Consider the following 22,094-nt stretch of genomic DNA (forward strand, 5'->3'; position numbering starts at 1 on the left):
GCCGCGAGTCTACGGCTCAGAACTTGGACGTCGGGGTCAGACCCAATTGCAGGCCGACCAGGTTCCGGCCGCGGCCGGAGAGCTTCGTCGCCAGCCCGGTGAGCGCCACGGCCGCTGGGGCGGTCGGGTCGGACTCGATGACCGGCTTGCCGACGTCGCCGCCCTCGCGCAAGGAGATGTCGAGGGGGACCTCGGCGAGGACCGGGACGTCGTACCCGAAACGCGCGCTCAGGGTCTCCGCGACCCGGGCGCCACCGCCGGAGCCGAACAGGTCGATCCGGTGCTCCTTGCCCTCGGCCGTGCAGTGCGGGCACGGCAGGTAGCTCATGTTCTCGACGACACCGATGACGCGCTGGTGCATCATCGAGGCCATCGTGCCGGCGCGCTCGGCGACCTCGGCAGCAGCTTCCTGCGGAGTGGTCACGACGATGACCTCGGCGCTGGGGAGGTGCTGTCCCAGGGAGATCGCAACGTCGCCGGTGCCCGGCGGAAGGTCCAGGACGAGGGCGTCCAGGTCTCCCCAGTAGACGTCGGCGAGCATCTGGACCAGCGCGCGGTCAAGCATCGGACCACGCCAGGCGACGACCTGGTCGCGGCGCGGCTTCAGCATGCCGATCGAGATCACCGAGACGCCGCTGGCGGTGGGGACCGGCATGATCAGGTCCTCGACCTGGGTGGGACGGGTGTCGGCGATGCCGAACATGGCCGGGATCGAGTGGCCGTAGATGTCCGCGTCGATGACGCCGACCTTCAGGCCCTGCGCGGCGAGGCCGAGGGCCAGGTTCACGGTGACCGAGGACTTGCCGACGCCACCCTTGCCGGAGGCGATCGCGTAGACCTTGGTGAGCGAGTCCGGCTTGCCGAACGGGATCTCGCGCTGCGCCTGGCCGCCGGCGAGGACCTCCTTGAGGCCGGCGCGCTGCTCGGCGGTCATCACGCCCAGCTCGAGGTCGACGCCGGTGACGCCGGCGACCGGGGAGACGGCGTTGGTCACGTCGCGCGTGATGGTGTCCTTGAGCGGACAACCGGCGACGGTGAGCAGGACCTTGATCGCGACCTTGCCGGTGTCGTCGATCTCGACCGAGTCGACCATTCCGAGCTCGGTGATCGGACGCTTGATCTCGGGGTCGTTCACGGTCGCCAGGGCAGCCTGGATCTGCTCAAGAACAGGGGATGACATGAGGACAAGCCTACGTCGTCAGGCGGAGGCTCCGTCCGGATCCGCGTCCCGCGGACCATGAACCTCGTCACCCTCGGTGTCCGGTGCCGCGTCGCGCTCCTCGAGGTCCGCGAGCAGCCCGCGCAGCTCCGAGCGCAGGAAGTCACGGGTGGCGACCTCACCGAGGGCCATCCGCAGGGCGGCCGTCTCGCGAGCGAGGTACTCCATGTCGGCTTGCTGCTTGGCGGCGCTGCTGCGGTCCTGCTCGGCGACCACCCGGTCGCGCGTCTCCTGGCGGTTCTGCGCGAGCAGGATGAGCGGGGCGGCGTACGAGGCCTGCAGGCTGAGCATCAGGGTCAGGAAGATGAACGGGTAGTCGTCGAAGCGCCAGTCCTCCGGCGCGAGCGCGTTCCAGCCGATCCACACCAGGACGAACAGCGTCATGTAGATGAGGAACCGTGCGGTCCCCATGAAACGGGCGAACTGCTCGGCGAAGCGGCCGAAGCGGTCGTCGTCGGAGGAGCGCCGCGAGACCGTGCGGCCGACGACGTTCCGGCGCAGCTCGCGGGGCTGGTCGAGCCGGGTGCGCGACCGGTCGTCGCCGGTCTTGTCGACCTTCTTCTCCGGCTTCTTCTCCGGGGTCACCGCGCTCACCCCCGCCCGATCTTGCGGTCGCGCCAGCCCTCGGGGAGCAGGTGGTCCAGGAGGTCGTCGACGGTCACGGTGCCGAGAAGCCTCCCCTCGTCGTCGACGACGGGAGCGGCGACCAGGTTGTAGGTCGCGAGGAAGATCGCGACGTCCTCCAACGTGGCGTCCGCGTGCAGGTAGTCCACGCCGGTGTCCAGGATTCCGGCGACGAGCTCGCTGGGGGGCTCGCGCAGCAGACGCTGGATGTGGGCGATGCCGAGCAGCTTGCCCGTCGGCGTCTCCAGAGGCGGACGGCAGACGTAGACGAGGGCCGCCAGCGACGGCGTCAGGTCCTCGGCGCGCACCCGGGCAAGTGCCTCGGCCACGGTCGCGTCAGGGGAGAGGATGACCGGCTCGGGCGTCATCATGCCGCCGGCGGTCTGCTCGCCGTACGACATCAGTCGGCGGACGTCCTCGGCCTCCTCGGGCTCCATCAGCTCGAGTAGGTGCCGAGCGGTCTCCGGGGGCAGGTCGGCGATGAGGTCGGCGGCGTCGTCGGGAGACATCTCCTCGAGGACGTCGGCGGCGCGCTCGCGGTCGAGGTGCTCCAGGATCTCGACCTGGTCCTCCTCCGGCAGCTCCTCGAGGACCTCGGCAAGGCGCTCGTCGTCCATGGCCGCGACGACCTCGGTACGGCGCTCGGGCGGGAGCGCCTGGATCACGTTGGCCGCGTCAGCCGGCTTGAGGTCGGTCAGCGAGGCGATCAGGTGGGTGGCGCCCTGGTTGGCCTGGCGCTGGTGCAGCCCTTCGACGTCGTCCCACTCGACGACGTGAGTCTGGCTGCGGCGGCGGAAGCCTTTGGTCGGCTCCTGCAAGGCGACCCGGGACAAGACCCAGTCGCGGGTACGAGCCTGCTCCATCGCGACGTCGTAGACCACGCCGACCACGCCGGTGCTCTTCACGGTGACCTGGCGGTCCAGCATCTGGCCGATCACCAGGGTCTCGGTGGTGCGCAGCTCGAAGCGACGCATGTTCAGCAGGCCGGTGGTGATGACCTGGCCGGAGTCGATGTTGGTGACCCGGGTCATCGGCGCGAACACCTGCCGCCGGCCGAAGACCTCGACGACGAGGCCGACCACGCGGGGCTGTCGCACGTCCGCGCGGAGCACGACGACGACGTCGCGGACCTTGCCCACCTGGTCGCCCTGGGGGTCGAACACCGGCAGCCCGGCGAGCCGGGCTGCGAAGACGCGGGTCGGTGCGGTGCTCACACGCGGAGCCTACCGAGAGCCCGAGCTTGCTCGTGGCCGAGTAGTCGACAGCGTGTTGACGAGCGAAGCGAGGATCACGCGGAGCCTACGGGCTCGGAGCCACCCGGTAAGTGCAGGATGGGGGCATGACCGGGACCTTTCTCGCCTACGACGTGGTCGACGTCTTCGCGGAGGCGCCGTTCGCGGGCAACCAGCTCGCGGTGGTGCACGGCGCCGCGGACCTGGACGACGCCGCGATGCTCGCGATCGCCCGCGAGTTCAACTACTCCGAGACCACCTTCCCGGTGCCGGTCGACGGCGGTCGCTACCGCGTCCGGATCTTCACCCTCGACGGGGAGGTTCCGTTCGCCGGCCACCCGACGCTGGGCACGGCCTGGGTGCTGCGCGAGCGCGGTGAGCTGCCGGAGGACGCCGTCGTCCAGGAGTGCGGGGCGGGCGACATCGGGGTGCAGTTCGCCCACGGCAACGTCGAGCTCACCGCCGCGCCCCGGGACCTGGCCGGGCCGCTGGCCGAAGACCTGGTCGACCCGCTGCTCGCCGAGCTCGGCCTGACGCACGAGGACCGGGTCGGGGACGCCTGGATCGCCGGCACCGGACTGACGTTCGTCCACCTCCCGGTCACTGATGCCGCGATCGCCCGCGCCCGGGTGGGCCGCACCCACGTGCGCGAGCTGGCGGACCTGCCGGCCACGACCGACCCGCTCGAGGGCATCAACCTCTACGCCGCCCGTACCTCCTCCGCAGGAGCCGACGTGCACAGCAGGGTGTTCGTCCTCGGCATCGAGGACCCGGCGACCGGGTCGGCGGCCGCCGGTCTCGGCATGGCGCTGGTCGCCCGGGGTCTGCTCGCCGACGGCGGGCGCTACCGGATCCACCAGGGCGTCGAATTGGGGCGTCCCTCGGTGCTGCTCGGCAGTGCGGACGTCGTGGACGGGAGGGCCACCACGCTGCGCGTCGCGGGTCAGGTGCACCACGTCGCCCGCGGAGAGATCCGACAGCCGTGAGTCCCAGCGCGTGAACAACCGCATCACCGCGGGCACGATCGGGTTGCTCGCGGTCGGGGTCGCCGCGGTCTCGCTGGCGGCTCCTCTGATGGCGCAGCTGGTCGTCCCGGCACTCGCGATCGCGTTCTGGCGCAACGCCCTCTCGGCCGGGCTCATCGCCCCGGTGGTCGCGGCCGGGCGCCGTACCGAGGTCGCGGCGCTAGACCGCGGCCAGGTGATCGCGGTCCTGGTCGCCGGCGGTTGCCTCGCCGCGCACTTCGGCTTCTGGATCACCTCGTTGACGATGACGTCGGTCGCCTCCAGCACCGCGATCGTCTCGCTGCAGGTGATCTGGGTGGTCGGCTACGAGGTCGTCCGCGGAGCGCCGGTGCCGCGCCCGGTGATCCTCGGCGTCGCGGTCGCCACCGTCGGGGCTGTCGTCGTCTCGGGGGTCGACCTGTCGCTGTCCGGACGTGCGCTGGCCGGGGACCTGCTGGCCCTGGTCGGGTCGGTGGCGGTCGCGGCGTACGCGGTGATCGGTGGTCGGGTCCGGCAGCGGATGAGCACGGCGACGTACACGCTCGGTGTCTACGGGGCCGCCGCGGTGATCCTGCTGGTCGCCGCGCTGGTCGCGGGCCAGGACCTCACCGGGTACGACGCGGAGCAGTGGGCCTGGCTGGTCCTGCTCGCCGTGACCGCGCAGCTGCTCGGCCACTCGGTCTTCAACCACCTGCTGGCCACCGTCACCCCGACGGTCGTCTCGCTGGCGCTGCTGCTCGAGATCCCCGGTGCCGCGCTGATCGCCGGCTTCTGGCTCGACCAGGTGCCTGGCGCCGGAGCCGTCGTGGGACTGGTGCTGATCCTGCTCGGGATGGTGCTCGTCGTGCGCAGCGGGCCTAGCGCCGAGCCGCCCACTGCTCCCGCGTGATGACGAAGTACTGGGACGGGTCGTCGTACCAGGACGTCACGATGCCGCGGTGCTCCATTCCGATCTTGCGCGCCACCGACATCGACGCGTCGTTGGTGAGGTGCGTGACGGCGTGGATGTCGGGCAGGCCGCCCTCGAACCCGCGGTCCAGGATCACCCGTGCTGCCTCCGGCGCGTAGCCGTACCCCCACGCGTCGGGGTGCAGGTGCCAGCCGATCTCGATCTCGCCGTTCTCGTTGTTCGGCAGCGGGACCAGCAGCACCGAACCGATCACCCGGCCGTCCAGCGGGCCGCCGTCGGCGACCTCGATCGCCCAGAACCCGCAGGGCGGGTCGTCGCGCACCAGCCAGGTGCCGATCCGTTCCCGGGCCTCGTCCAGGTCCTTCATCAGCTTCGGCTCGCCGTCGCCGAGCCACTTGACGACCTCGACGCGGCTGAGGATGTCGAGGGCCGTCGGTGCGTCGTCGATCGTCCAGTCGCGGATCAGCAGTCGATCGGTCGTCAGCTGCATCGGGTCTCCTCGCTCACCGCTCCACTGTCGCACCGGCGTCCGGGCACGGCACCTGAAATACCCGGCCCAGGTCGTAGGATGGCGCGGTCCCGGCCCCGGGGCGGAGTCCCAGAACCCGAAGAGTGGAGCGCTCGTGGCCATCCAGGTCGTCATCCTCGCCGCTGGCCTCGGCACCCGGCTCGGCAAGCCGCACCCGAAGCCGCTGACCCCGCTGAGCTCGGGCGAGAGCATCATGCGCCGTGCCGTGAACCTGCTGCGCGACGCGTACGGCGACGAGGTCTACGTGACGGCGGTCGTCGGCTTCAAGCTCGACCTGGTCATCGAGGCGATGTCGGACATCTCGTTCGTCTACAACGAGGTCTACGACTCCACGAACACCTCCAAGAGCCTGCACAAGGCCCTGACGCTGTCCCAGCCCGGCGGAGTCCTCTGGCTCAACGGTGACGTGGTCTTCGACCCGCGCGTCCTCGGCCTGATCCACGACAAGATCGAGGCCGGCAAGTCCTTCGTCTGCGTGAACACCGCCTCGGTCGCCGAGGAGGAGGTCAAGTACACCCTCGACGAGGACGGCTACATCGCCGAGCTCTCCAAGACCGTCGTCGGCGGACTCGGCGAGGCGGTCGGGATCAACTACATCTCCGCCGACGAGAAGGCCGCCTTCATCGCGCGTCTGGCCGAGGTGGACGACCAGGACTACTTCGAGCGCGGGCTGGAGCTGGCGATCGCCAACGACGGCATCAAGCTGGAGGCCGTCGACATCTCGCAGTGGGAGATCGTCGAGGTCGACTTCGAGGACGACCTGACCCGCGCCAACTCGTTCGTAGAAGGCTGAGCGTCGACGGCTGATGGACTCGCCCCTCCGGGTGACCTGTGTCATGGTCGCAGAGGGTCGCCCGCCTCACTACTGACGGGTAATATCGATCGGGGCCCGAGCGCGAACGCCGGCCCACCGTGACCGGAAGGACATCATCACCATGGCTCGACTGGCCCAGACCGAGGGACTCAACGACATTCAGGAGGAGATCCTCAAGGCTGTCCGCGCGTTCACGAACGAGAAGATCATCCCGGTCGCCCAGGAGCTCGAGCACGCGGACGAGTACCCGACCGAGATCATCGAGGGACTCAAGGAGCTCGGTGTCTTCGGCCTGATGATCCCCGAGGAGTACGGCGGACTGGGCGAGTCCCTGCTGACCTACGCGCTCTGCGTCGAGGAGATCGCGCGTGGATGGATGAGCGTCTCCGGCGTCATCAACACGCACTTCATCGTGGCGTACATGGTGATGCAGCACGGCACCGAGGAGCAGAAGCAGAAGTACCTGCCGCAGATGGCCACCGGCGAGATGCGCGGCGCGTTCTCGATGTCCGAGCCGGGGCTCGGCTCCGACGTCGCTGCGGTCTCCACGAAGGCCGTCAAGCAGGACGACGGCAGCTACGAGATCACGGGCTCGAAGATGTGGCTGACCAACGGCGCCCAGTCGCGCCTGGTGGCGACGCTCTGCAAGACCGACGAGGGCGCCGACTCGGTCTACAAGAACATGACCACCTTCCTCATCGAGAAGGAAGCCGGCTTCGGCGAGACCGCTCCCGGTCTGACCATCCCCGGCAAGATCGACAAGATGGGTTACAAGGGCGTCGAGACCACCGAGATGATCCTGGAGAAGCACGTCGTCCGTGCCGACCAGGTCCTCGGTGGCGAGACCGGCAAGGGCTTCTACCAGATGATGGACGGCGTCGAGGTCGGCCGCGTCAACGTCGCCGCCCGCGCCTGCGGTCTGGCGATCCGTGGCTTCGAGCTCGGCGTCGCCTACAGCCAGCAGCGCGAGACGATGGGCAAGCCGATCGCGAAGCACCAGGCGATCCTGTTCCGCATCGCCGAGATGGCCACCAAGGTCGAGGTCGCCCACACCATGATGGTGAAGGCGGCTCGCCTCAAGGACACCGGACAGCGGATGGACGTCGAGGCCGGCATGGCCAAGATGATCGCGTCGGAGTACGCGCACGAGGTCGTCGAGGACTCCTTCCGGATCCACGGTGGCTACGGCTACTCCAAGGAGTACGAGATCGAGCGCCTCTACCGCGAGGTCGCCTTCATGCTCATCGGCGAGGGCACCACCGACATCCAGAAGATGATCATCGGCAACGCGATGCTGAAGGACTACCAGCTCAAGGGCTGACGCCGAGAGGTCACAGATGTCTCGCTGACAAGCGCTGAGAGGGCGCTGATGTCTCACCGCGGTGAGACATCAGCGCCCTCTCGACGTTGTCGGGCGGGACATGTCAGCCCGGTCGGCGCATTACCTGCTCGACGCTGTTGCCCGGCGGTGGCAGGCTGGGGCCATGGCAGACAACGGAGTCAACGAGGACCTCAAGGCGAAGATGCGCGAGGCGCTGGACAAGAAGAAGTCCAAGGAGCGCGGCGGTTCGACGGGCGGCGGTGACACCGAGAAGGTGCACGGCTCCGAGGTCGTCGGCGGCGCCCCCAAGATGCACCGGCGCAAGGCGGGTGGCGGAGGCTCCTGAGGTGCTCGTCGTCACGATGAACGAGATCCCCGGGTGGGAGATCCAGCAGGTCTGCGGCGAGGTCTTCGGCCTCACGGTCCGGTCCCGCAACGCGTTCTCCCAGATCGGAGCCGGCTTCAAGTCGCTGGCCGGTGGCGAGCTCAAGGGCATGACGCTGAACCTGGTCAACAGTCGCAACGAGGTGATGGGCCGGATGCTCGAGGAGGCGCGCGCCCGCGGTGGCAACGCCGTCGTCGCGATGCGTTTCGACACCTCCGAGATGGGCGGCAACTGGACCGAGATCTGCGCCTACGGCACGGCAGTCGTCGCGATCCCGGTCACCGACGCCGCCAAGGAGATGGCGCACAAGCTCGGGTACGGCGCCCCGCCGCCGGAAGCCCCGCCGATGGCCTGAGCGTCAGACGGCCGGTACCACCGGACGGGCGAAGGCCCGCGCCAGCGGGAGGATCCCGAGGATCAGCACCATCGGGACGGCGAACCCGTAGCGCAGGTCGTTGTTGCCGACCGCGCCCGTCAGCACGGAGCCGAGCAGCGCGCCGAGGTAGTTGAACTGGTTGAAGCGCGCGATGACGGCGTCCACACGCGCCTGTCGGATGACCGGATCCTCCTCGGCGGCGCCGGCGATCCGCGCCGCGGCCGAGAAGCTCAACGGTGCGATCACTCCGACCCCGGAGCCGAGGACGAGGAAGCCCAGGACGGCGATCTGCCAGGCAGGCGCGAACACCACGATTGCCAGCGCCCCAGAGGCGATCAGGCCACCGACGCGCAGGATCACGACCTCGCCGTAGCGGGCCACCAGCGCGTCGCCGGCCAGTCGCATCCCGCCGCTGGAGAGCAGGTACGGGACCACGGCGAGGGCGAACAGGCCTGAGGGGGTGTCGTCGAAGATGTGCTCGAGGTAGAGCGGGCCCCAGGTGAACGCTGCCGTGTCGACCATGTAGAAAAGCACCATTCCGTGGCCGACCAGGACGATCGGTCGCCACGGCACCGAGACAGCTGGAGCAGCCGCCGTGGGGTCGCCGACGCGACGGAGGAACGGTCGTGTCAGAGCCAGCAGCGGTACGACGGCCAGCGCCGCCCCGACGCCCAGGTCCGCGTGCGAGGTGGCCAGCGTGACACCGGCGCCGAGCAGCCCGCCGATCGTCCAGGCGCCGTGGAACGAGGGCAAGATCGGTCTGCCGTAGCGGTGCTCGAGCGCCACCGCTTGCATGTTGGTGGTCGCGTCGACCATGCCGAGTGCGACGCCGTACACGGCCATCGCGATCCCGAAGAAGACGTACTCCGGTGCCAGCGCCATCAGCGGGACCGCGAAGACGATCAGCGCCAGGCCGACGCGGAGCAGGGAGGCTGAGTCGCGGGTCTTCGCCATCGTCTCGGCGACCACGGAGCCGGCGCCGGCGAGCAGCACCATCATCAGCAGGAGCAGGGTGAGCCTGTCGTCGGACAGGTTCCACGTGTCGGTGAAGTCCGGGAGCCGGGTGGTCAGGTTGATGAAGACCATGCCCTGGGTCGCGAACGCGCCGGCGACAGCGAGTCGGGAGCGGTGCAAGCCAGGGTCGGCTGCGGTCTCCGCCGCTGGACTTGTCATCAGCCCATGATCACAGAAGGCTGGCGCCATGAACGCTCACGACCCGGCCGAGCTCTGGATCGTCCGGCACGGCGAGACCGAGTGGAGCGCCGCCGGTCGGCACACGTCGCGCACCGAGCTGCCGCTGACGGCTGTGGGGGAGGAGACGGCCCGCGGTCTGGCTGGTCGTCTCGCCGAGACGTCGTTCGACCTGGTCCTGGCCAGTCCTCGCGAGCGGGCCCGCCGTACGGCGGAGCTCGCAGGGTTCCCCGACGTCGAGGTCGATCCCGACCTGGCCGAGTGGGACTACGGCGACTACGAGGGCATCACCACGACCGAGATCCGGGCAACGGTCCCCGGGTGGACCGTCTGGTCGCACCCGTGTCCCGGCGGTGAGGACGCGGCGGCCGTGGGCGCCCGACTCGACCGGGTGGTCGCGCGAGCGCGGAAGCACGGCGGGCGGACTCTCGTCTTCGGGCACGGTCACGCCTCCCGGGCGCTGGCTGCCCGGTGGCTCGGGGAGCCGGTGGCCCAGGGACGGCTGTTCCGGTTGGACACCGCCACCGTGTCGGTCCTCGGGTACGAGCGGGAGACACCCGTGGTCCTGCGCTGGAACGCCTGAGCTGCACCCCGTCGTCCAGCCTGCAGCCCGGTCGTCGAGCGTGCAGTCCGGTCGTCGAGCGTGCAGTCCGGTCGTCGAGCTTGCCGAGACGTGGTGAGCCGCGCGGTGACTCACCCCATCTCGGCAAGCTCGATGACCGGGGGTTTGGCGGGCTCGATGACCGGTGGCTCGGCAGGCTCGATGACCGGGGGTTTGCCGGCACGTTCGATGACCGGCTCGAAGCGCACTACTCTCGACTCGTGGTGCTCGCGGCTTCATGCCCCCGGTGCACGTCGACGATCACTGACGCCGGCGGTCTGTACGCCTGCTCGGTGCACGGCAGCATCCACCCGCTGTGGCGCCCCGAGGTCGCCGACTACGACACCTTCGCCGAGCTCGTCAGCCGCAGCGACCTGCCGACCTACCTGCCCTGGCCGATGAGCCCGGGCTGGTCGATCTCCGACTTCGGCTGCGTCGCCGGCGAGGGCAAGACCTCGGCAACCGTGACCACGACCGTGGGCACCAGCGACCTCGACGGACCGGTCGAGGTCACGGTGATCTCCGAGGACCCGGGCGTCGGCCTGGGCGCCCGCTGCGCCGGCACGGCGTACGACGACCCCGGCGAGCAGATCGGGGTCGGCCCGCACGCGATCAACGTCCGCGCCGCCGGACACTCGGTGCGGATGTGGGCGGTGGACTCCTCGCTCGAGGACGACCTGCTCGCCAAGGCGGTGTTCGCCGGCGAGGCCGACGGCCGTTGGCTCTGGTTGGTCATCCGACCGGCCTCGGCGGCCCTGTTGCTGCGCGACGAGTGGCTGCTCGCCGACGTCACCGGGTTCGGTCCCGAGGCGCTGGAGATGCCGTTCGGGGGCACCAAGCCCGGCTGGTAGCGCAGGGGCCTCCGGGCACTAGTCCTGCCGGGAGGAATGAGTGCTGCTCACCGACGTGCATGCAACCAAAGGCGCCCCTCCATTCTAGCGGGGACACTTGCCTGCGGCGGGAGCGATGGAGAGCGCACTCAGCGGAACGCCTGACCTCGTCGGAGGTAGTCCTTTTGCTGTACGAGAAACGCCCCGGCCTCCCTCAGCAGAGCCGGGCGTTTCGCTCGATGAAGATGGGCAATCAATCGCCCTTCTGGGCCGACTCAGCCCACCCAGCGAGGAACGTGCCGATCCTGGTTTTCCCGTCGGCCGCGTAGACGGGGACGATCAACTGTCCCTTGTCGTCGAGCAGGTCCCGCGTTCGTCGTGCTGCTTCTTCTGGGCTCGCCGCCGGTTCAGCAGGGCCTTCGAGGTCGCTTCGATAGATGTAACCACGTTTGCCGTTGTCGGCCGTTGCTGCGATCAGCGTCGGCGGCACCGTCCCGAGCCTCTGCTCGCCCAACGTGTCGCCTGATGCATTGGTTGGGTAGTCAGCGGGCGCCAAAGGCTGCTGGGCAGCCTGGGAAGTCGCGGCCGGGGCTGCTGTAACCGAGTCTCCGGACGCAAGGGCCCAAGCGCCCATGCCACACGCAACGCCCGTGGCACCAGCTATGGCGATCATGGTCAGGCTTCGCCGCTTCGAGATATTCGGCATGAGTCCAGCTCCTCTGGTGCTAGTTGAAGTTCAGGTTGGGCGACTGGGTCTGCGCCGCCATGTAAAGGGTGGTTGCGGGGTCGTACTTCAGGTGCACGGAGTACGAGTACCAGGCGTCGCCGGAGCTCTTTCTGCAGTTCGTCGACGACAAGGCGGCGACGTGCCACCGCCAGTCGGCGGTAGTCGTAGTCGAGTAGATGTAGCCCGGGGTGTTGCCGCAGCCGTACCCGGTTGTCGCGTCCACGAGTGACAAACTCGCGGCCAAGCGGCCTTCGCCGACCGCATGACTAGCATTTCCCACATTGCAGCCGCCAGAATCCGTGACGTTGTAAACCCTTGTTTCTCCGTCTTTCGCGGTGTTATCGATCGACGCTCGACCGTAGCCGCACGAGACTCCTGAGTGCCCGATGTACTTCCAATTGGCGAACGCGGTCGCGGCAAAGGCGGCCGGCGCTACGACGCCTCCGATGAAGAAGGCCAACACTGACGCCAAGACAACGTTGCGTGGGGACATAGATTCAGGGAACCACCGGTCCTGAAAGTCCACCAGTCCCGTTGTGATCGGCTGTGGAAAACGCACCGGTACGCTAATTCCGATGGGGAGCGGCCAGAGCCTCAGGCTCAGCAGCTGTCAGCCTGACCCGAGCCACAGGTTCACGGGTTGGGAACGAAACAGGTATGCAAGTGCCCACATTCTTATGACTGCCTTGGGTGCCAATGTCACCCAAGGGCAGTCGTCCTTCTGGGCGGAATCGTCGCGTGTCGGTCGCGCCCGTACCGTCCCGCAGCATGCGGAACCCCGCGCGACGACTCCGAGAGCTCGCAGACGTGAAGTTAGTCTGGCGCGAGCGCCGCCTACATCGAGTCCGCGGGCCTCCGGGCACTAGTCTTGCCGGATGGAATGGGTGCTGCTCACCGAGGTCTTCGTGACCTTGTTCGTGATCATGGACCCCGTCGGCATGGTGCCGATCTTCCTCTCGCTGACCGGCGGCCGTTCGCCGCAGATGGCACGGCGCCTGGCTGCTCAGGCCGTGCTCGTCTCGTTCGGCGTGATCAGCGCGTTCGCGTTCTTCGGCCAGCAGATCCTGGCCTACCTGCACATCTCCCTGCCCGCGTTGCAGGGCGCCGGCGGTCTGCTGCTGCTCCTGGTGGCGCTGGAGCTGCTGACCGGCAAGGAGAGCGAGCCGACTGCGGCGCTGGAGACCAACATCGCGCTGGTGCCGCTCGGTACGCCGCTGCTCGCCGGCCCCGGTGCCATCGTCGCCACGATGGTGTTCAGCAAGTCCGTCGACACCTGGGCGGACTTCGCCGCCGTGGCGCTCGGTGTGGTCGGGGTGCACGTCGCCATCTGGCTGGCGCTGCGCTACTCGCTGCCGATCCTGCGCCTGATCCGGGTCAGCGGCGTCATGCTCGTCACCCGGATCGCCGGCCTGCTGCTCTCGGCGATCGCGGTTCAGATGGTGGCCGACTCGGTGCGCGCCTTCATCGAGGGCAAGGGCTGAAGATTTCGAGGCAAGCGCTGCGCGCCTGCACCTCAATCAACGGCGGCCGAAGCTCTGGAACCGCTGCAGCAACCCGCTCGGCACGTACTTCGCGCCGGTGACGATCGCCTTGTAGCGAAGCGTCGGGATACTGATCGCCTTGCCGGCGTCTAGGTCGGCCATCGCCGCGGTGACGAACTCCTCGACGTCGAGCCAGAGGAAGTCGGGAGCCGAGTCGCGACCGACGTCCATCCGCTCGTGGAACTCGGTGCGCACGAAGCCCGGGCACAGCGCCATCACGTGCACGCCCTGGGGGCCGTACTCGTTGTGCGCCCACTCGCTGAACTTGGTCACGTACGCCTTGGCGGCCGAGTACGTGCCGCGGGGCAGGTAGCCGGCCACCGAGGAGACGTTCACGATCTTGCCGAAGCCGCGCTCGACCATCGGGCCCAGGGCAGCGTGCGTCAGCCGCATCGGCGCGACCACGAGCACGTCGAGGTGGGCCTGCTCGGCCTCGAGGTCGTTGTCGAGGAACTTGCCCTTGAGACCGAACCCGGCGTTGTTGACCAGCAGGTCGATCGGGCGGGACCCGTCGGCCAGGCGGGCCTCGACGGCGGCGAGCGACTCCCGGTCGGTCAGGTCGGCGGCGATCACCTCGGTGCTGACGCCGTGGGCGGCGCTCAGCTCGTCGGCGACCTCCTTGAGGCGCACCTCGTTGCGGGCGACCAGGACCAGGTCCGTCCCGCGGGCGGCCAGCTGGCGGGCGATCTCGAGGCCGATCCCCGCGGAGGGGCCGGTGATCAGGGCGGAGGTGATCTGCTGCTGCGACATACGGCACAGCATTCACGGGCGATGTCGGCGCAGGCAAGGGGCGGCTGGCATGATGGACCGTGATGTCCACGACCCGCGTGATCGCCGTTGCCAACCAGAAGGGTGGCGTGGCGAAGACGACCACAGTTGCCTCCCTGGGCACGGCCCTCGCCGAGCTCGGTCAGCGAGTGCTGCTCGTGGACCTGGACCCGCAGGCCTGCCTGACGTTCAGCCTCGGGATCGACCCGGAAGACCTGGAGCTCTCGGTCCACCACGTGATGACCAAGGGCGTGCCGGTCACCGAGGTCCTGGCCACCACCGAGGACGGCGTCGACCTGCTCCCCGCGACCATCGAGCTGGCCCGGGCCGAAGCCGACCTGCTGACCCGCACCGGCCGCGAGTACGTGATCCGCTCGGTCGTCGAGGAGCTCGACGGCGAGTACGACTGGGTCCTGCTGGACTGCCCGCCCTCGCTCGGCGTGCTGACCGTGGCGGCCCTGACGGCCGCGACCGGTGTCCTCATCCCGTTGCAGTGCGAGACGCTCTCGCACCGCGGCGTCGGTCAGCTGCTCGACACCGTCCACGACGTCCGTCGGTTCACCAACCGTGAGCTCGAGGTCTGGGGCGTCCTGCCCACGTTGTTCGACGGACGCACCACGCACGCGCGGGCGGTCCTGGAGAACATCGCCGAGGCCTACGACCTGACCGTCGTCGAACCGCCGATCCCCAAGTCGATCCGGTTCGCCGAGGCCCCCGCAGCAGGTCGTTCGATCCTCAGCACGGCGTCCGGCAACAAGGGTGCCGAGGCCTACCGAACGGTCGCAGCCAACCTGCTCGCGCGAGGCTGATCGACGATGTCCAAGCACCGCCTCGAGCCCCCGCCGCAGGTCCGCCCGCGGGTGGGCCGGATGGTGGCAGCGACGGTAGCGCTCGCCGTCACGGGGGTCGCCATGCTCAGCGGCATGGGGCTGATCAACCTCGACGGCGGGCCGGTGCAGGCGAATGCCGCCCGGGCTGCCGGCACTCCGACCAACCCGGCCAGCGGCATCGGGTCGGCGCCGGCCGAGGCCGACGCTGCGGCCCCGAAGGCTCCGGCCGTCCCGTCGAGCACGCCGCTGCCGTCGAGCACGCCGACCAAGGCGGCCAAGAAGGTTGAGGCGCCGTCGAGCACTGCCGTGCCGGTGTCGTCGGGGAACGGTCGCCGGGTGGTGTTCTCGATCAGTGACCAGCGGGTGTGGTTGGTCAGCGCGAAGAACGCCACCGTCTCGACGTACCTGGTCTCCGGCAGCGTGACCGACAACCTCAAGCCCGGCCGGTACGACGTCTACTCCCGCTCACGCTGGGCGGTCGGCATCGACGACTCCGGCGTGATGCAGTACTTCGTCCGTTTCACCCACGGCAAGAACGCCCCGATCGGCTTCCACAGCATCCCCACCAAGAACGGCAAGGCGCTGCAGACCGAGTCGCAGCTGGGTACTCCTCAGTCGCACGGGTGCATCCGCCAGCGCCTCCAGGACGCCGTACGGATGTGGGACTTCGCCCAGGAAGGCACCGACGTGGTCGTGGTCGCCTAGCTACTCGGCAGCGGCCGGAGCGGCCCCGCCGCCACCACCGCGGGTACGCCGACGGTTCCGGCTGCGACGCGGCTTGGCCTCGCCCTCGGCAGCGGGAGCAGCAGCACCCGCGGAACGGCCCTCGCCACGGGAGCGCCCGCGGTTCCCGCCGTCACGGCCACCCTCGCGACCGCCGCCGCTGCGACCCCGGCCGCCGCCACCGCGGTCGTCCTTGCGGGGCTGGCGCTCGATGACGACCTGGCCCTCGGGGATGACGCGACCCTTGGTGCCCGGCGCGATGCCCATGTCGTGGAAGAAGTGCTCGGAGCTGGAGTAGGTCTCGGCCGGCTCGTCGAACGGCAGGTCGAGCGCCTTGTTGATCATCTTCCAGCGGTGCAGGTCCGCCCAGTCGACGAGCGTGACCGCGACACCGGTGGCGCCGGCACGGCCGGTACGACCGATCCGGTGGACGTAGGTCTTCTCGTCCTCGGGGCAGGTGTAGTTGATGACGTGGGTGACGCCGGAGACATCAATACCCCGTGCCGCGACGTCCGTCGCGACCAGGACGCGGAGCTTGCCGTCACGGAACTTGGCGAGCGCCTTCTCGCGAGCGGCCTGCGCCATGTCACCGTGCAGCGGGCTGGAGTCGAAGCCGCGCTCGGTGAGGTCGTCGGCAACGCGCTGCGACTGCCGCTTCGTACGGGTGAAGATGATCGTCAGTCCGGCGTCCTCGGCCTGCAGGATCCGGCCGATCATCTCGGGCTTGTCCAGGTCGTGTGCCTGGTAGATGAACTGCGCGGTCGCCGGCACGGTCTGGTTGTCGTACGACGACTCCGCACGGATGTTCATCGGGTGCCGCATGTGCGTGCGCGCCAGCGCCACGATCGCGGACGGCATCGTCGCCGAGAACAGCATCGTCTGCCGGGTCTCGGGGGTCTTCGCGAGCAGCCGCTCGACGTCCGGCAGGAAGCCCAGGTCGAGCATCTCGTCGGCCTCGTCGAGGACGAGGCTCTTGACGTGCGAGATGTCGAGGGCCTTGCGGTTCATCAGGTCGATGAGACGACCCGGGGTACCGACGACCACCTCGACACCTGTCTCGAGCGCCTCGAGCTGCGGCTCGTAGGGGACACCGCCGTACACGGTGAGGACGCGGATGCCCCGGTCGGCGCCGGCCAGCGTCAGGTCGCTGGAGACCTGGAGCGCGAGCTCGCGGGTCGGCGCGACGATGAGGGCCTGGGGCTTGCCGGGGGCGACCAGCGCCTCGAAGTCGGGGTCGTGCGGCGCGACGGAGCGCTGCAGCACCGGGATGCCGAACGCCAGCGTCTTGCCGGTGCCCGTGCGGGCCTGGCCGATCAGGTCGGTACCCATCAGGGCGACCGACAGGGTCATCTCCTGGATGGCGAAGGGGGTGGTGATGCCGCCGCGCTCGAGGGCATCGCAAATCTCGGGGAGTACCCCGAGCTCTCGGAAGGTAGTCAGGATCTTGCCGTTCTGTGAATGAAGCAGTGAAGGCGCGGCTGCCTCCCCGTTCGCCTGAGCGGTGTCGTCCAGGTGTGTTCCCCGGTCGTGTCCGGGCGCTGACGGGGGCCGTCTGCCGGCTCCAGTCTATCGGTACCCTCGCCCTATGACCGAAATTCCCGCTTCGAACGCCGTCGACGACCCCTCTGAAGGCCCGGTCGCCTTCCAGGACCCGGGTTACCGGGCCGCGGTCGTCGACCTGCTCGGCGCCATCGCGTACGGCGAGATCTCGGCCTTCGAGCGGCTCGCCGAGGATGCCAAGCTGGCACCGACCCTGGCCGACAAGCTGGCGCTGGCGAAGATGGCGACCATCCAGTTCGCCCACGTCGAGCCGCTGATCGCGCGGATGGCCGAGCTCGGCTCCGAACCGATGGACGCGATGGCGCCGTTCGTGAAGCCGTTCGACAGCTTCCACGCGAAGACGGCGCCGAGCAACTGGCTCGAGGGGCTGATCAAGGCGTTCGTCGGCGACGGTCTCGCCTCGGACTTCTACCGCGAGGTCGCCGCGTTCCTGGACGCCGACACCCGCACCCTGATCGTGACGTCGCTGTCGGACGCGGGACACTCCGACTTCGTCGTCGAGCGGGTGGGTCAGGCGATCGCCGAGGACCCGCGGGTCGCCGGTCCGCTCGCTCTGTGGGGTCGCCGCCTCATGGGTGAAGCGCTCAGCCAGGCGCAGCGCGTCGCCGCGGAGAGGGACTCGCTGGCGGCCCTGCTGGCCGGCGGCGTCGACCGCCCGGGCCTCGACCTGGTCGCCCTCGGTCGGATGTTCAACCGACTGACCGAGAACCACGCGGCCCGGATGGCCGAGCTGGGACTGGCGAGCTAGCGGCGGGCGCGGCTGCGACCGGTCAGGGTCGCGGCAGCGACGACCAGCAGGGCCGCGACGCCGACCTGCCACACGTGACGCCACCAGTCGACGCCCTTGGTGCAGTTGTCCATGTCGGAGCAGTCGAAGATAGCGGCGTACAGGTAGCTGCCGAGCAGGCAGCCGCCGATGCCGCAGAGGATCGTGAGCCAGAGCGGGATGTTGTCCCGGTCGCCCGGGGCGACGGCCTTGCCGAGAAGTCCGACGACGGTGCCGGCAACGAGGGTGACGATGATCGTCCAGAGCACGGGGAACCTCCAGGTGAGCGGGTCAGTGCTCTCTCCCTACCCGGAGGCACCGGGTGCAACCGGTCCTAGGACTTGAAGCCGACCTTGCCGACCGTGCTGACCGAGACCTCGACGTACGCGACCTTGTTGCCCGGCACGACCACGTGCCGGCCCTTGGTGTCGGTGAGGCTCAGCACGCCGCCCTCGACCAGCGCTGCGCGGACGTGCTCCTCGACGCCGGCGGCGTCCAGGTCGGTCTCGACGACGAGCTCGCGGGGGGCGTGGGTGACGCCGATCTTGACCTCCATGCGGAGGACCTCCTGTGTTCGTGGTTGCGGGGGACTGAAGCTCGGGTGGGGCGTCAGGCCGGATCGTCGGACCGCGGGTAGCCGCGGATCCCGCGCCAGGCGAGACCGGCGACCAGGCTCGCTGCGTCGCCCTGCTCGATCGTGTCACTGCCGGCCAAACGGTCCTGGAGCCAGAACCGGGCACTGACCTGGCCCATTCCCACCAGCGCGACGGCGAGCAGCTGGGACGCCTCGTCCGGCAGCCCGGTGTCGTCGTGGATCACGTGCGCGATCAGGTTCGAGCACTCCCGGGTGACCCGGTCGATGCGCTCGCGCACCGCGGGCTCGTTGGTCAGGTCGGACTCGAAGACCAGCCGGAACTCGCCCTGCTCGCTGGCGACGTAGGAGAAGAACGCGTGCATCGTCGCGGCGACGCGCTGCTTGTTGTCCTCGGTCGACTCCAGCGCCTCGCGGGTCCCGGTGATGACCTTGTCGACGGCTTGGTCCAGCAGAGCCAGGTACAGGTCGAGCTTGCCGGGGAAGTGCTGGTAGAGCACCGGCTTGGAGACACCGGCGTTCTCGGCGATGTCGTCCATCGCCGCGGCGTGGTAGCCCTGCGCGACGAACACCTCGAGGGCGGACTCGAGCAGCTGGGCACGCCGGGCGCGCCGGGGCAGGCGGGCACCCTTGACGGGCGGTTCGCCGCTGGCGGAGCGGGTCGACGGGCTGGTCACGGGCGGTGCCTTCCGGAGTGGGAGCAGCGCGAGCCTACTCTCTGGCGGGTTCCAGATGGCGGACCCGGGTCGGAGGTCGTGCACCACCGGGGAACACTGGAGGAACCGGTGGCGTTACCGCCCTACCGAGCACAAAAGCAACGAGGAGCCGAGGAAACCGTGTCCCTGCCCGCACTGGTCGAGCCAGCCGACGAGCTGACCATCGACGAAGTACGTCGTTACAGTCGCCACCTGATCATCCCCGACGTCGGGATGACCGGGCAGAAGCGGCTCAAGAACGCCAAGGTCCTCGTGATCGGCGCAGGCGGGCTCGGCAGCCCCGCGCTCCTCTACCTGGCAGCTGCCGGCGTCGGCACGCTCGGCATCGCCGAGTTCGACACCGTCGACGAGTCGAACCTGCAGCGCCAGGTCATCCACGGCGTCAGCGACATCGACAAGCCGAAGGGCCTCTCGGCCAAGGAGTCGATCGCCGAGATCAACCCGTACGTGAAGGTGATCCTGCACGAGGAGCGCCTCGACAACGACAACGTGTTCGAGGTCTTCAAGGGTTATGACCTGATCGTCGACGGCACGGACAACTTCGCGACCCGTTACATGGTCAACGACGCGGCGTACTTCTTGGGGATCCCGTACGTGTGGGGCTCGATCTACCGGTTCGACGGCCAGGCCAGCGTCTTCGCGCCGAACCTCGTCGAGGGCGCCCCCTGCTACCGCTGCCTGTACCCGGAGCCGCCCCCGCCGGGGATGGTCCCGAGCTGCGCCGAGGGCGGCGTTCTCGGTGTCCTGTGCGCGAGCATCGGCTCGATCCAGGTCAACGAGGCCATCAAGCTGCTCACCGGCATCGGTGACCCGCTGGTCGGCAAGCTGATGATCTACGACGCACTCGAGATGGAGTACCGCAAGCTGAAGGTTCGCAAGGACCCGAACTGCGCGCTCTGCGGCGAGCACGCCACGGTCACCGAGCTGATCGACTACGAGACGTTCTGCGGTGCGATCTCCGAGGACGCGGCCGACGCCGCGGCGGACGCCACCATCTCGGTCGTGACCCTGGAGCACATGCTCAAGGAGCGCGAGGAGGGCACCCGCGACTTCGTCCTCATCGACGTCCGCGAGCCCAACGAGTACGAGATCAACAAGATTCCGGGTTCGGTGCTGATCCCCAAGGGAGACTTCCTGAACGGGTCCGCGCTCGAGCAGCTCCCGAGCGACAAGCCGGTCGTCCTGCACTGCAAGTCGGGCGTCCGCTCTGCCGAGTGCCTCGCGATCGTGAAGGGTGCCGGGTACGCCGACGCCGTGCACGTCGGCGGTGGCGTGGTGGCCTGGGTCAACCAGATCGACCCCAGCCAGCCGACGTACTGACGGCCCGCTGACGGTCTGGACCGCCTCACACTCAGCAACTTCTCAGTGCCCGCCCTCGTGACCGAGGGCGGGCACTGTCGTTGTTCAGTTCTCACCACATTCCACGGGGGTCCCAGACATGCTCGCTGTCCGCAAACGTTTGCTCGCCGCTGCGCTCGCCGTCGTCCCGGTGGCCGCCGCGCTCGTCGCCGTGTCGCCCACCGCCGACGCCCGCACGTCCTGGGCGTCCGAGAGCGCCGCCACGATCAAGCCTGGCGTGCAGATGTACACCAAGGGTGCGCAGTGCACCGCGAACTTCGTCTTCAGGGACAAGGCCGGCAACGTGTATGTCGGGTACGCCGCTCACTGCGCGGGCCTGGGGGAGTCGAGCGACACCAACGGCTGCACGACCAAGTCCCTCCCGCTCGGTACCCCGGTCCAGTTCGTCACCGGCGGCAACTTCTTCAGCTCCGGCAAGACCGTCGGGACGGGCAAGCTCGCCTACAGCTCGTGGGCCTCGATGGCGAAGCTCAAGACCAAGGACGGGGCGCGCTGCGCCTACAACGACTTCGCCCTGGTGAAGGTCGACTCCGGCAGCGTGAAGAACGTGAACCCGACGGTCCCCGGCTTCGGCGGACCGACCGGCCTGGCGGCCCCGCCGCTGGCCGCGAAGGCGCCGATCTACACGATCGGCAACTCGTCGCTGCGCACCGGCAACGCCTCGAAGAAGACCGGCAAGGTCCTCAACCGGGTCGCCGGCACGCCGGTGCTCGCCTACGACATCCAGACCGGCAGCCCGGGGATCCCCGGCGACTCCGGGAGCGGGTTCATGGACGGCGCCGGTCGCGCGGCAGGCGTGCTCTCGACACTCAGCGTCGGCATCAGCCTGACGCCGGTGACCAACACGATGGGCAACATCGTCTACGAGCTGGCCTGGGCGCAGAAGTACTCGGGCATCAAGGGCCTGGTGCTCGTGAACGGCACCCGCGGCTTCAAGAAGTAGGACGTCGGCGCTCCTGGTTAGCCTCCTCCCATGGCTGAGGAGGAGTACGGCGAGGCCGTCCTCGCGATCGTCGACCTGGTCCCCGAGGGCCGGGCGACGACGTACGGGCTGATCGCGGAGGTGCTGCACGAGCAGCTCGGTCGCGGGGGCCCGCGCAACGTCGCTGCGGTGATGGCAGGGCACGGGTCGTTGGTGACGTGGTGGCGAGTCGTGCGTGCCGACGGGACGCTGCCGGCCCACCTCGCCGACGAGGCTCGACAGGCGTACCTCGGCGAGGGCACGCCACTGCGCCCGACGGGTGCGGTCGACCTCGCCAAGGCCGTCTGGCTACCTCCCGATATCCACAGCTCGACACCGTGAGCGGTGGACAACGCAGCCGATCTGTGGACAACCGGTCCGCTTCTGTGGACGACACGCCGAGGGGCGAGAATTCCCCGAAATACTTGAGGAAAACCCCTTGCGCAGGGGTCGAGACCGGACGTAGAAATCTCTCACGCGAAACCCTTCGGGGCTAGCGGATCAGCTCGGAGAAG

At 69.1% G+C, this 22,094-nt stretch carries 27 protein-coding genes; 15 read left to right on the forward strand and 12 right to left on the reverse strand.

The genetic code is table 11. The annotated features are described in order from the left end of the window. Positions 1 to 16 precede the first annotated feature (16 nt). From ABIE44_RS12290 to ABIE44_RS12300, 3 genes are read right to left on the reverse strand one after another with little or no spacing between them, the layout of a single operon-like run. The gene (locus tag ABIE44_RS12290; RefSeq protein WP_209717415.1) at positions 17 to 1,180 is read right to left on the reverse strand and encodes an Mrp/NBP35 family ATP-binding protein; all 1,164 of its coding nucleotides are present in this window, start codon (positions 1,178 to 1,180) and stop codon (positions 17 to 19) included. A gap of 18 nt (positions 1,181 to 1,198) precedes the next feature. Further along, positions 1,199 to 1,804: a DUF1003 domain-containing protein gene (locus tag ABIE44_RS12295; protein ID WP_209723303.1), complete on the reverse strand. Its 606-nt coding sequence runs from the start codon at positions 1,802 to 1,804 to the stop codon at positions 1,199 to 1,201. 5 nt (positions 1,805 to 1,809) lie between these two features. Continuing rightward, positions 1,810 to 3,057 carry a magnesium transporter MgtE N-terminal domain-containing protein gene (locus ABIE44_RS12300; protein ID WP_209717412.1) on the reverse strand — a complete coding sequence of 416 codons (1,248 nt, stop codon included), beginning with the start codon at positions 3,055 to 3,057 and terminating at the stop codon, positions 1,810 to 1,812. Between the two features lie 125 nt (positions 3,058 to 3,182). On the opposite strand from ABIE44_RS12300, the gene ABIE44_RS12305 reads away from it, so the two are divergent. After that, the gene (locus tag ABIE44_RS12305) at positions 3,183 to 4,061 is read left to right on the forward strand and encodes a PhzF family phenazine biosynthesis protein (RefSeq protein ID WP_209717409.1); all 879 of its coding nucleotides are present in this window, start codon (positions 3,183 to 3,185) and stop codon (positions 4,059 to 4,061) included. Between the two features lie 10 nt (positions 4,062 to 4,071). Next, positions 4,072 to 4,968 carry a DMT family transporter gene (locus ABIE44_RS12310; RefSeq protein WP_209717406.1) on the forward strand — a complete coding sequence of 299 codons (897 nt, stop codon included), beginning with the start codon at positions 4,072 to 4,074 and terminating at the stop codon, positions 4,966 to 4,968. Here ABIE44_RS12310 and ABIE44_RS12315 read toward each other — a convergent pair. After that, positions 4,937 to 5,479 (reverse strand): GNAT family N-acetyltransferase, encoded by a 543-nt coding sequence (locus tag ABIE44_RS12315; RefSeq protein WP_209717403.1) that lies wholly within the window; start codon positions 5,477 to 5,479, stop codon positions 4,937 to 4,939. The genes ABIE44_RS12310 and ABIE44_RS12315 overlap by 32 nt on opposite strands. A gap of 133 nt (positions 5,480 to 5,612) precedes the next feature. Between ABIE44_RS12315 and ABIE44_RS12320 the strand changes: the two genes are divergently transcribed. The 4 genes from ABIE44_RS12320 to ABIE44_RS12335 all read left to right on the forward strand — a co-directional run bounded on the left by ABIE44_RS12320 (position 5,613) and on the right by ABIE44_RS12335 (position 8,393). Next, on the forward strand, positions 5,613 to 6,311 hold the full coding sequence (locus ABIE44_RS12320; RefSeq protein ID WP_354438047.1) for a phosphocholine cytidylyltransferase family protein: 699 nt from the start codon (positions 5,613 to 5,615) through the stop codon (positions 6,309 to 6,311). A gap of 142 nt (positions 6,312 to 6,453) precedes the next feature. Continuing rightward, complete coding sequence (locus ABIE44_RS12325) at positions 6,454 to 7,653, forward strand: acyl-CoA dehydrogenase family protein (RefSeq protein WP_209717397.1); 1,200 nt, start codon at positions 6,454 to 6,456, stop codon at positions 7,651 to 7,653. A gap of 163 nt (positions 7,654 to 7,816) precedes the next feature. Continuing rightward, positions 7,817 to 7,999, forward strand: a complete 183-nt coding sequence (locus tag ABIE44_RS12330; RefSeq protein WP_209717394.1) for a DUF5302 domain-containing protein — start codon at positions 7,817 to 7,819, stop codon at positions 7,997 to 7,999. A 1-nt stretch (position 8,000) separates the two neighbouring features. Then, the gene (locus ABIE44_RS12335; RefSeq protein ID WP_209717391.1) at positions 8,001 to 8,393 is read left to right on the forward strand and encodes a YbjQ family protein; all 393 of its coding nucleotides are present in this window, start codon (positions 8,001 to 8,003) and stop codon (positions 8,391 to 8,393) included. A gap of 3 nt (positions 8,394 to 8,396) precedes the next feature. Here ABIE44_RS12335 and ABIE44_RS12340 read toward each other — a convergent pair whose 3' ends face one another. Then, entirely contained in the window at positions 8,397 to 9,587 is a 1,191-nt protein-coding gene (locus tag ABIE44_RS12340; protein WP_209717388.1) for an MFS transporter, read from the reverse strand. Between the two features lie 28 nt (positions 9,588 to 9,615). Here ABIE44_RS12340 and ABIE44_RS12345 point away from each other — a divergent pair, with 28 nt between their 5' ends. Beyond that, complete coding sequence (locus ABIE44_RS12345) at positions 9,616 to 10,188, forward strand: histidine phosphatase family protein (protein ID WP_209717386.1); 573 nt, start codon at positions 9,616 to 9,618, stop codon at positions 10,186 to 10,188. Between the two features lie 239 nt (positions 10,189 to 10,427). Next, a complete protein-coding gene (locus ABIE44_RS12350; protein WP_209717383.1) occupies positions 10,428 to 11,057 on the forward strand; it encodes a DUF6758 family protein in 630 nt (209 codons plus the stop codon). Positions 11,058 to 11,289: 232 nt separating this feature from the next. Here ABIE44_RS12350 and ABIE44_RS12355 read toward each other — a convergent pair whose 3' ends face one another. Together ABIE44_RS12355 and ABIE44_RS12360 are read right to left on the reverse strand one after the other, a co-directional pair. After that, entirely contained in the window at positions 11,290 to 11,526 is a 237-nt protein-coding gene (locus tag ABIE44_RS12355) for a hypothetical protein (protein WP_209717379.1), read from the reverse strand. Between the two features lie 235 nt (positions 11,527 to 11,761). Beyond that, complete coding sequence (locus ABIE44_RS12360; RefSeq protein WP_209717375.1) at positions 11,762 to 12,223, reverse strand: hypothetical protein; 462 nt, start codon at positions 12,221 to 12,223, stop codon at positions 11,762 to 11,764. A 415-nt stretch (positions 12,224 to 12,638) separates the two neighbouring features. On the opposite strand from ABIE44_RS12360, the gene ABIE44_RS12365 reads away from it, so the two are divergent. After that, the gene (locus ABIE44_RS12365) at positions 12,639 to 13,244 is read left to right on the forward strand and encodes a MarC family protein (RefSeq protein WP_209717372.1); all 606 of its coding nucleotides are present in this window, start codon (positions 12,639 to 12,641) and stop codon (positions 13,242 to 13,244) included. A 36-nt stretch (positions 13,245 to 13,280) separates the two neighbouring features. Here the strand turns inward: ABIE44_RS12365 and ABIE44_RS12370 are convergent, their stop codons facing one another. Next, positions 13,281 to 14,054, reverse strand: a complete 774-nt coding sequence (locus ABIE44_RS12370) for an SDR family NAD(P)-dependent oxidoreductase (protein ID WP_209717369.1) — start codon at positions 14,052 to 14,054, stop codon at positions 13,281 to 13,283. Positions 14,055 to 14,116: 62 nt separating this feature from the next. Between ABIE44_RS12370 and ABIE44_RS12375 the strand changes: the two genes are divergently transcribed. After that, entirely contained in the window at positions 14,117 to 14,881 is a 765-nt protein-coding gene (locus ABIE44_RS12375) for a ParA family protein (RefSeq protein ID WP_209717366.1), read from the forward strand. A gap of 6 nt (positions 14,882 to 14,887) precedes the next feature. Continuing rightward, positions 14,888 to 15,607, forward strand: a complete 720-nt coding sequence (locus ABIE44_RS12380) for a L,D-transpeptidase (protein ID WP_209717364.1) — start codon at positions 14,888 to 14,890, stop codon at positions 15,605 to 15,607. Here ABIE44_RS12380 and ABIE44_RS12385 read toward each other — a convergent pair whose 3' ends face one another. Next, positions 15,608 to 16,975 carry a DEAD/DEAH box helicase gene (locus ABIE44_RS12385; protein WP_502912736.1) on the reverse strand — a complete coding sequence of 456 codons (1,368 nt, stop codon included), beginning with the start codon at positions 16,973 to 16,975 and terminating at the stop codon, positions 15,608 to 15,610. It lies immediately after the preceding gene. 235 nt (positions 16,976 to 17,210) lie between these two features. Here ABIE44_RS12385 and ABIE44_RS12390 point away from each other — a divergent pair, with 235 nt between their 5' ends. After that, complete coding sequence (locus ABIE44_RS12390) at positions 17,211 to 17,933, forward strand: ferritin-like fold-containing protein (RefSeq protein WP_209717360.1); 723 nt, start codon at positions 17,211 to 17,213, stop codon at positions 17,931 to 17,933. Here ABIE44_RS12390 and ABIE44_RS12395 read toward each other — a convergent pair. From ABIE44_RS12395 to ABIE44_RS12405, 3 genes are all read right to left on the reverse strand, one after another. Further along, a complete protein-coding gene (locus ABIE44_RS12395; protein WP_209717357.1) occupies positions 17,930 to 18,220 on the reverse strand; it encodes a GlsB/YeaQ/YmgE family stress response membrane protein in 291 nt (96 codons plus the stop codon). The two genes, ABIE44_RS12390 and ABIE44_RS12395, sit on opposite strands and share 4 nt — an antisense overlap. Before the next feature lie 65 nt (positions 18,221 to 18,285). Continuing rightward, on the reverse strand, positions 18,286 to 18,507 hold the full coding sequence (locus ABIE44_RS12400; protein WP_209717354.1) for a DUF3107 domain-containing protein: 222 nt from the start codon (positions 18,505 to 18,507) through the stop codon (positions 18,286 to 18,288). 53 nt (positions 18,508 to 18,560) lie between these two features. Next, a complete protein-coding gene (locus ABIE44_RS12405) occupies positions 18,561 to 19,220 on the reverse strand; it encodes a TetR/AcrR family transcriptional regulator (protein ID WP_354438048.1) in 660 nt (219 codons plus the stop codon). Positions 19,221 to 19,379: 159 nt separating this feature from the next. On the opposite strand from ABIE44_RS12405, the gene moeZ reads away from it, so the two are divergent. The 3 genes from moeZ (at position 19,380) to ABIE44_RS12420 (ending at position 21,921) form a co-directional block, all read left to right on the forward strand. Next, on the forward strand, positions 19,380 to 20,579 hold the full coding sequence (gene moeZ / locus ABIE44_RS12410; protein ID WP_209717351.1) for an adenylyltransferase/sulfurtransferase MoeZ: 1,200 nt from the start codon (positions 19,380 to 19,382) through the stop codon (positions 20,577 to 20,579). Between the two features lie 118 nt (positions 20,580 to 20,697). Then, positions 20,698 to 21,561, forward strand: coding sequence for a hypothetical protein (locus ABIE44_RS12415; RefSeq protein ID WP_209717348.1), 864 nt, complete (start codon positions 20,698 to 20,700; stop codon positions 21,559 to 21,561). A gap of 30 nt (positions 21,562 to 21,591) precedes the next feature. Further along, positions 21,592 to 21,921 (forward strand): MGMT family protein, encoded by a 330-nt coding sequence (locus ABIE44_RS12420; RefSeq protein WP_209717345.1) that lies wholly within the window; start codon positions 21,592 to 21,594, stop codon positions 21,919 to 21,921. The last annotated feature ends 173 nt before the right edge of the window (positions 21,922 to 22,094 follow it).

The sequence above is a fragment of the Marmoricola sp. OAE513 genome, assembly GCF_040546585.1.
In the GTDB taxonomy this organism is placed as follows: domain Bacteria; phylum Actinomycetota; class Actinomycetes; order Propionibacteriales; family Nocardioidaceae; genus Marmoricola.

Excerpts from the sequence above, each read along its gene's own strand:
- ABIE44_RS12380 (WP_209717364.1), top strand. The coding sequence starts at position 14,888 with ATGTCCAAGCACCGCCTCGAGCCCCCGCCGCAGGTCCGCCCGCGGGTG.
- ABIE44_RS12345 (WP_209717386.1), top strand. The coding sequence starts at position 9,616 with ATGAACGCTCACGACCCGGCCGAGCTCTGGATCGTCCGGCACGGCGAG.
- ABIE44_RS12340 (WP_209717388.1), bottom strand. The coding sequence starts at position 9,587 with ATGACAAGTCCAGCGGCGGAGACCGCAGCCGACCCTGGCTTGCACCGC.
- ABIE44_RS12290 (WP_209717415.1), bottom strand. The coding sequence starts at position 1,180 with ATGTCATCCCCTGTTCTTGAGCAGATCCAGGCTGCCCTGGCGACCGTG.
- ABIE44_RS12385 (WP_502912736.1), bottom strand. The coding sequence starts at position 16,975 with ATGACCCTGTCGGTCGCCCTGATGGGTACCGACCTGATCGGCCAGGCC.
- ABIE44_RS12330 (WP_209717394.1), top strand. The coding sequence starts at position 7,817 with ATGGCAGACAACGGAGTCAACGAGGACCTCAAGGCGAAGATGCGCGAG.
- ABIE44_RS12365 (WP_209717372.1), top strand. The coding sequence starts at position 12,639 with ATGGAATGGGTGCTGCTCACCGAGGTCTTCGTGACCTTGTTCGTGATC.
- ABIE44_RS12415 (WP_209717348.1), top strand. The coding sequence starts at position 20,698 with ATGCTCGCTGTCCGCAAACGTTTGCTCGCCGCTGCGCTCGCCGTCGTC.
- ABIE44_RS12375 (WP_209717366.1), top strand. The coding sequence starts at position 14,117 with ATGTCCACGACCCGCGTGATCGCCGTTGCCAACCAGAAGGGTGGCGTG.
- ABIE44_RS12400 (WP_209717354.1), bottom strand. The coding sequence starts at position 18,507 with ATGGAGGTCAAGATCGGCGTCACCCACGCCCCCCGCGAGCTCGTCGTC.
- ABIE44_RS12305 (WP_209717409.1), top strand. The coding sequence starts at position 3,183 with ATGACCGGGACCTTTCTCGCCTACGACGTGGTCGACGTCTTCGCGGAG.
- ABIE44_RS12315 (WP_209717403.1), bottom strand. The coding sequence starts at position 5,479 with ATGCAGCTGACGACCGATCGACTGCTGATCCGCGACTGGACGATCGAC.
- ABIE44_RS12325 (WP_209717397.1), top strand. The coding sequence starts at position 6,454 with ATGGCTCGACTGGCCCAGACCGAGGGACTCAACGACATTCAGGAGGAG.
- ABIE44_RS12420 (WP_209717345.1), top strand. The coding sequence starts at position 21,592 with ATGGCTGAGGAGGAGTACGGCGAGGCCGTCCTCGCGATCGTCGACCTG.
- ABIE44_RS12390 (WP_209717360.1), top strand. The coding sequence starts at position 17,211 with ATGACCGAAATTCCCGCTTCGAACGCCGTCGACGACCCCTCTGAAGGC.
- ABIE44_RS12370 (WP_209717369.1), bottom strand. The coding sequence starts at position 14,054 with ATGTCGCAGCAGCAGATCACCTCCGCCCTGATCACCGGCCCCTCCGCG.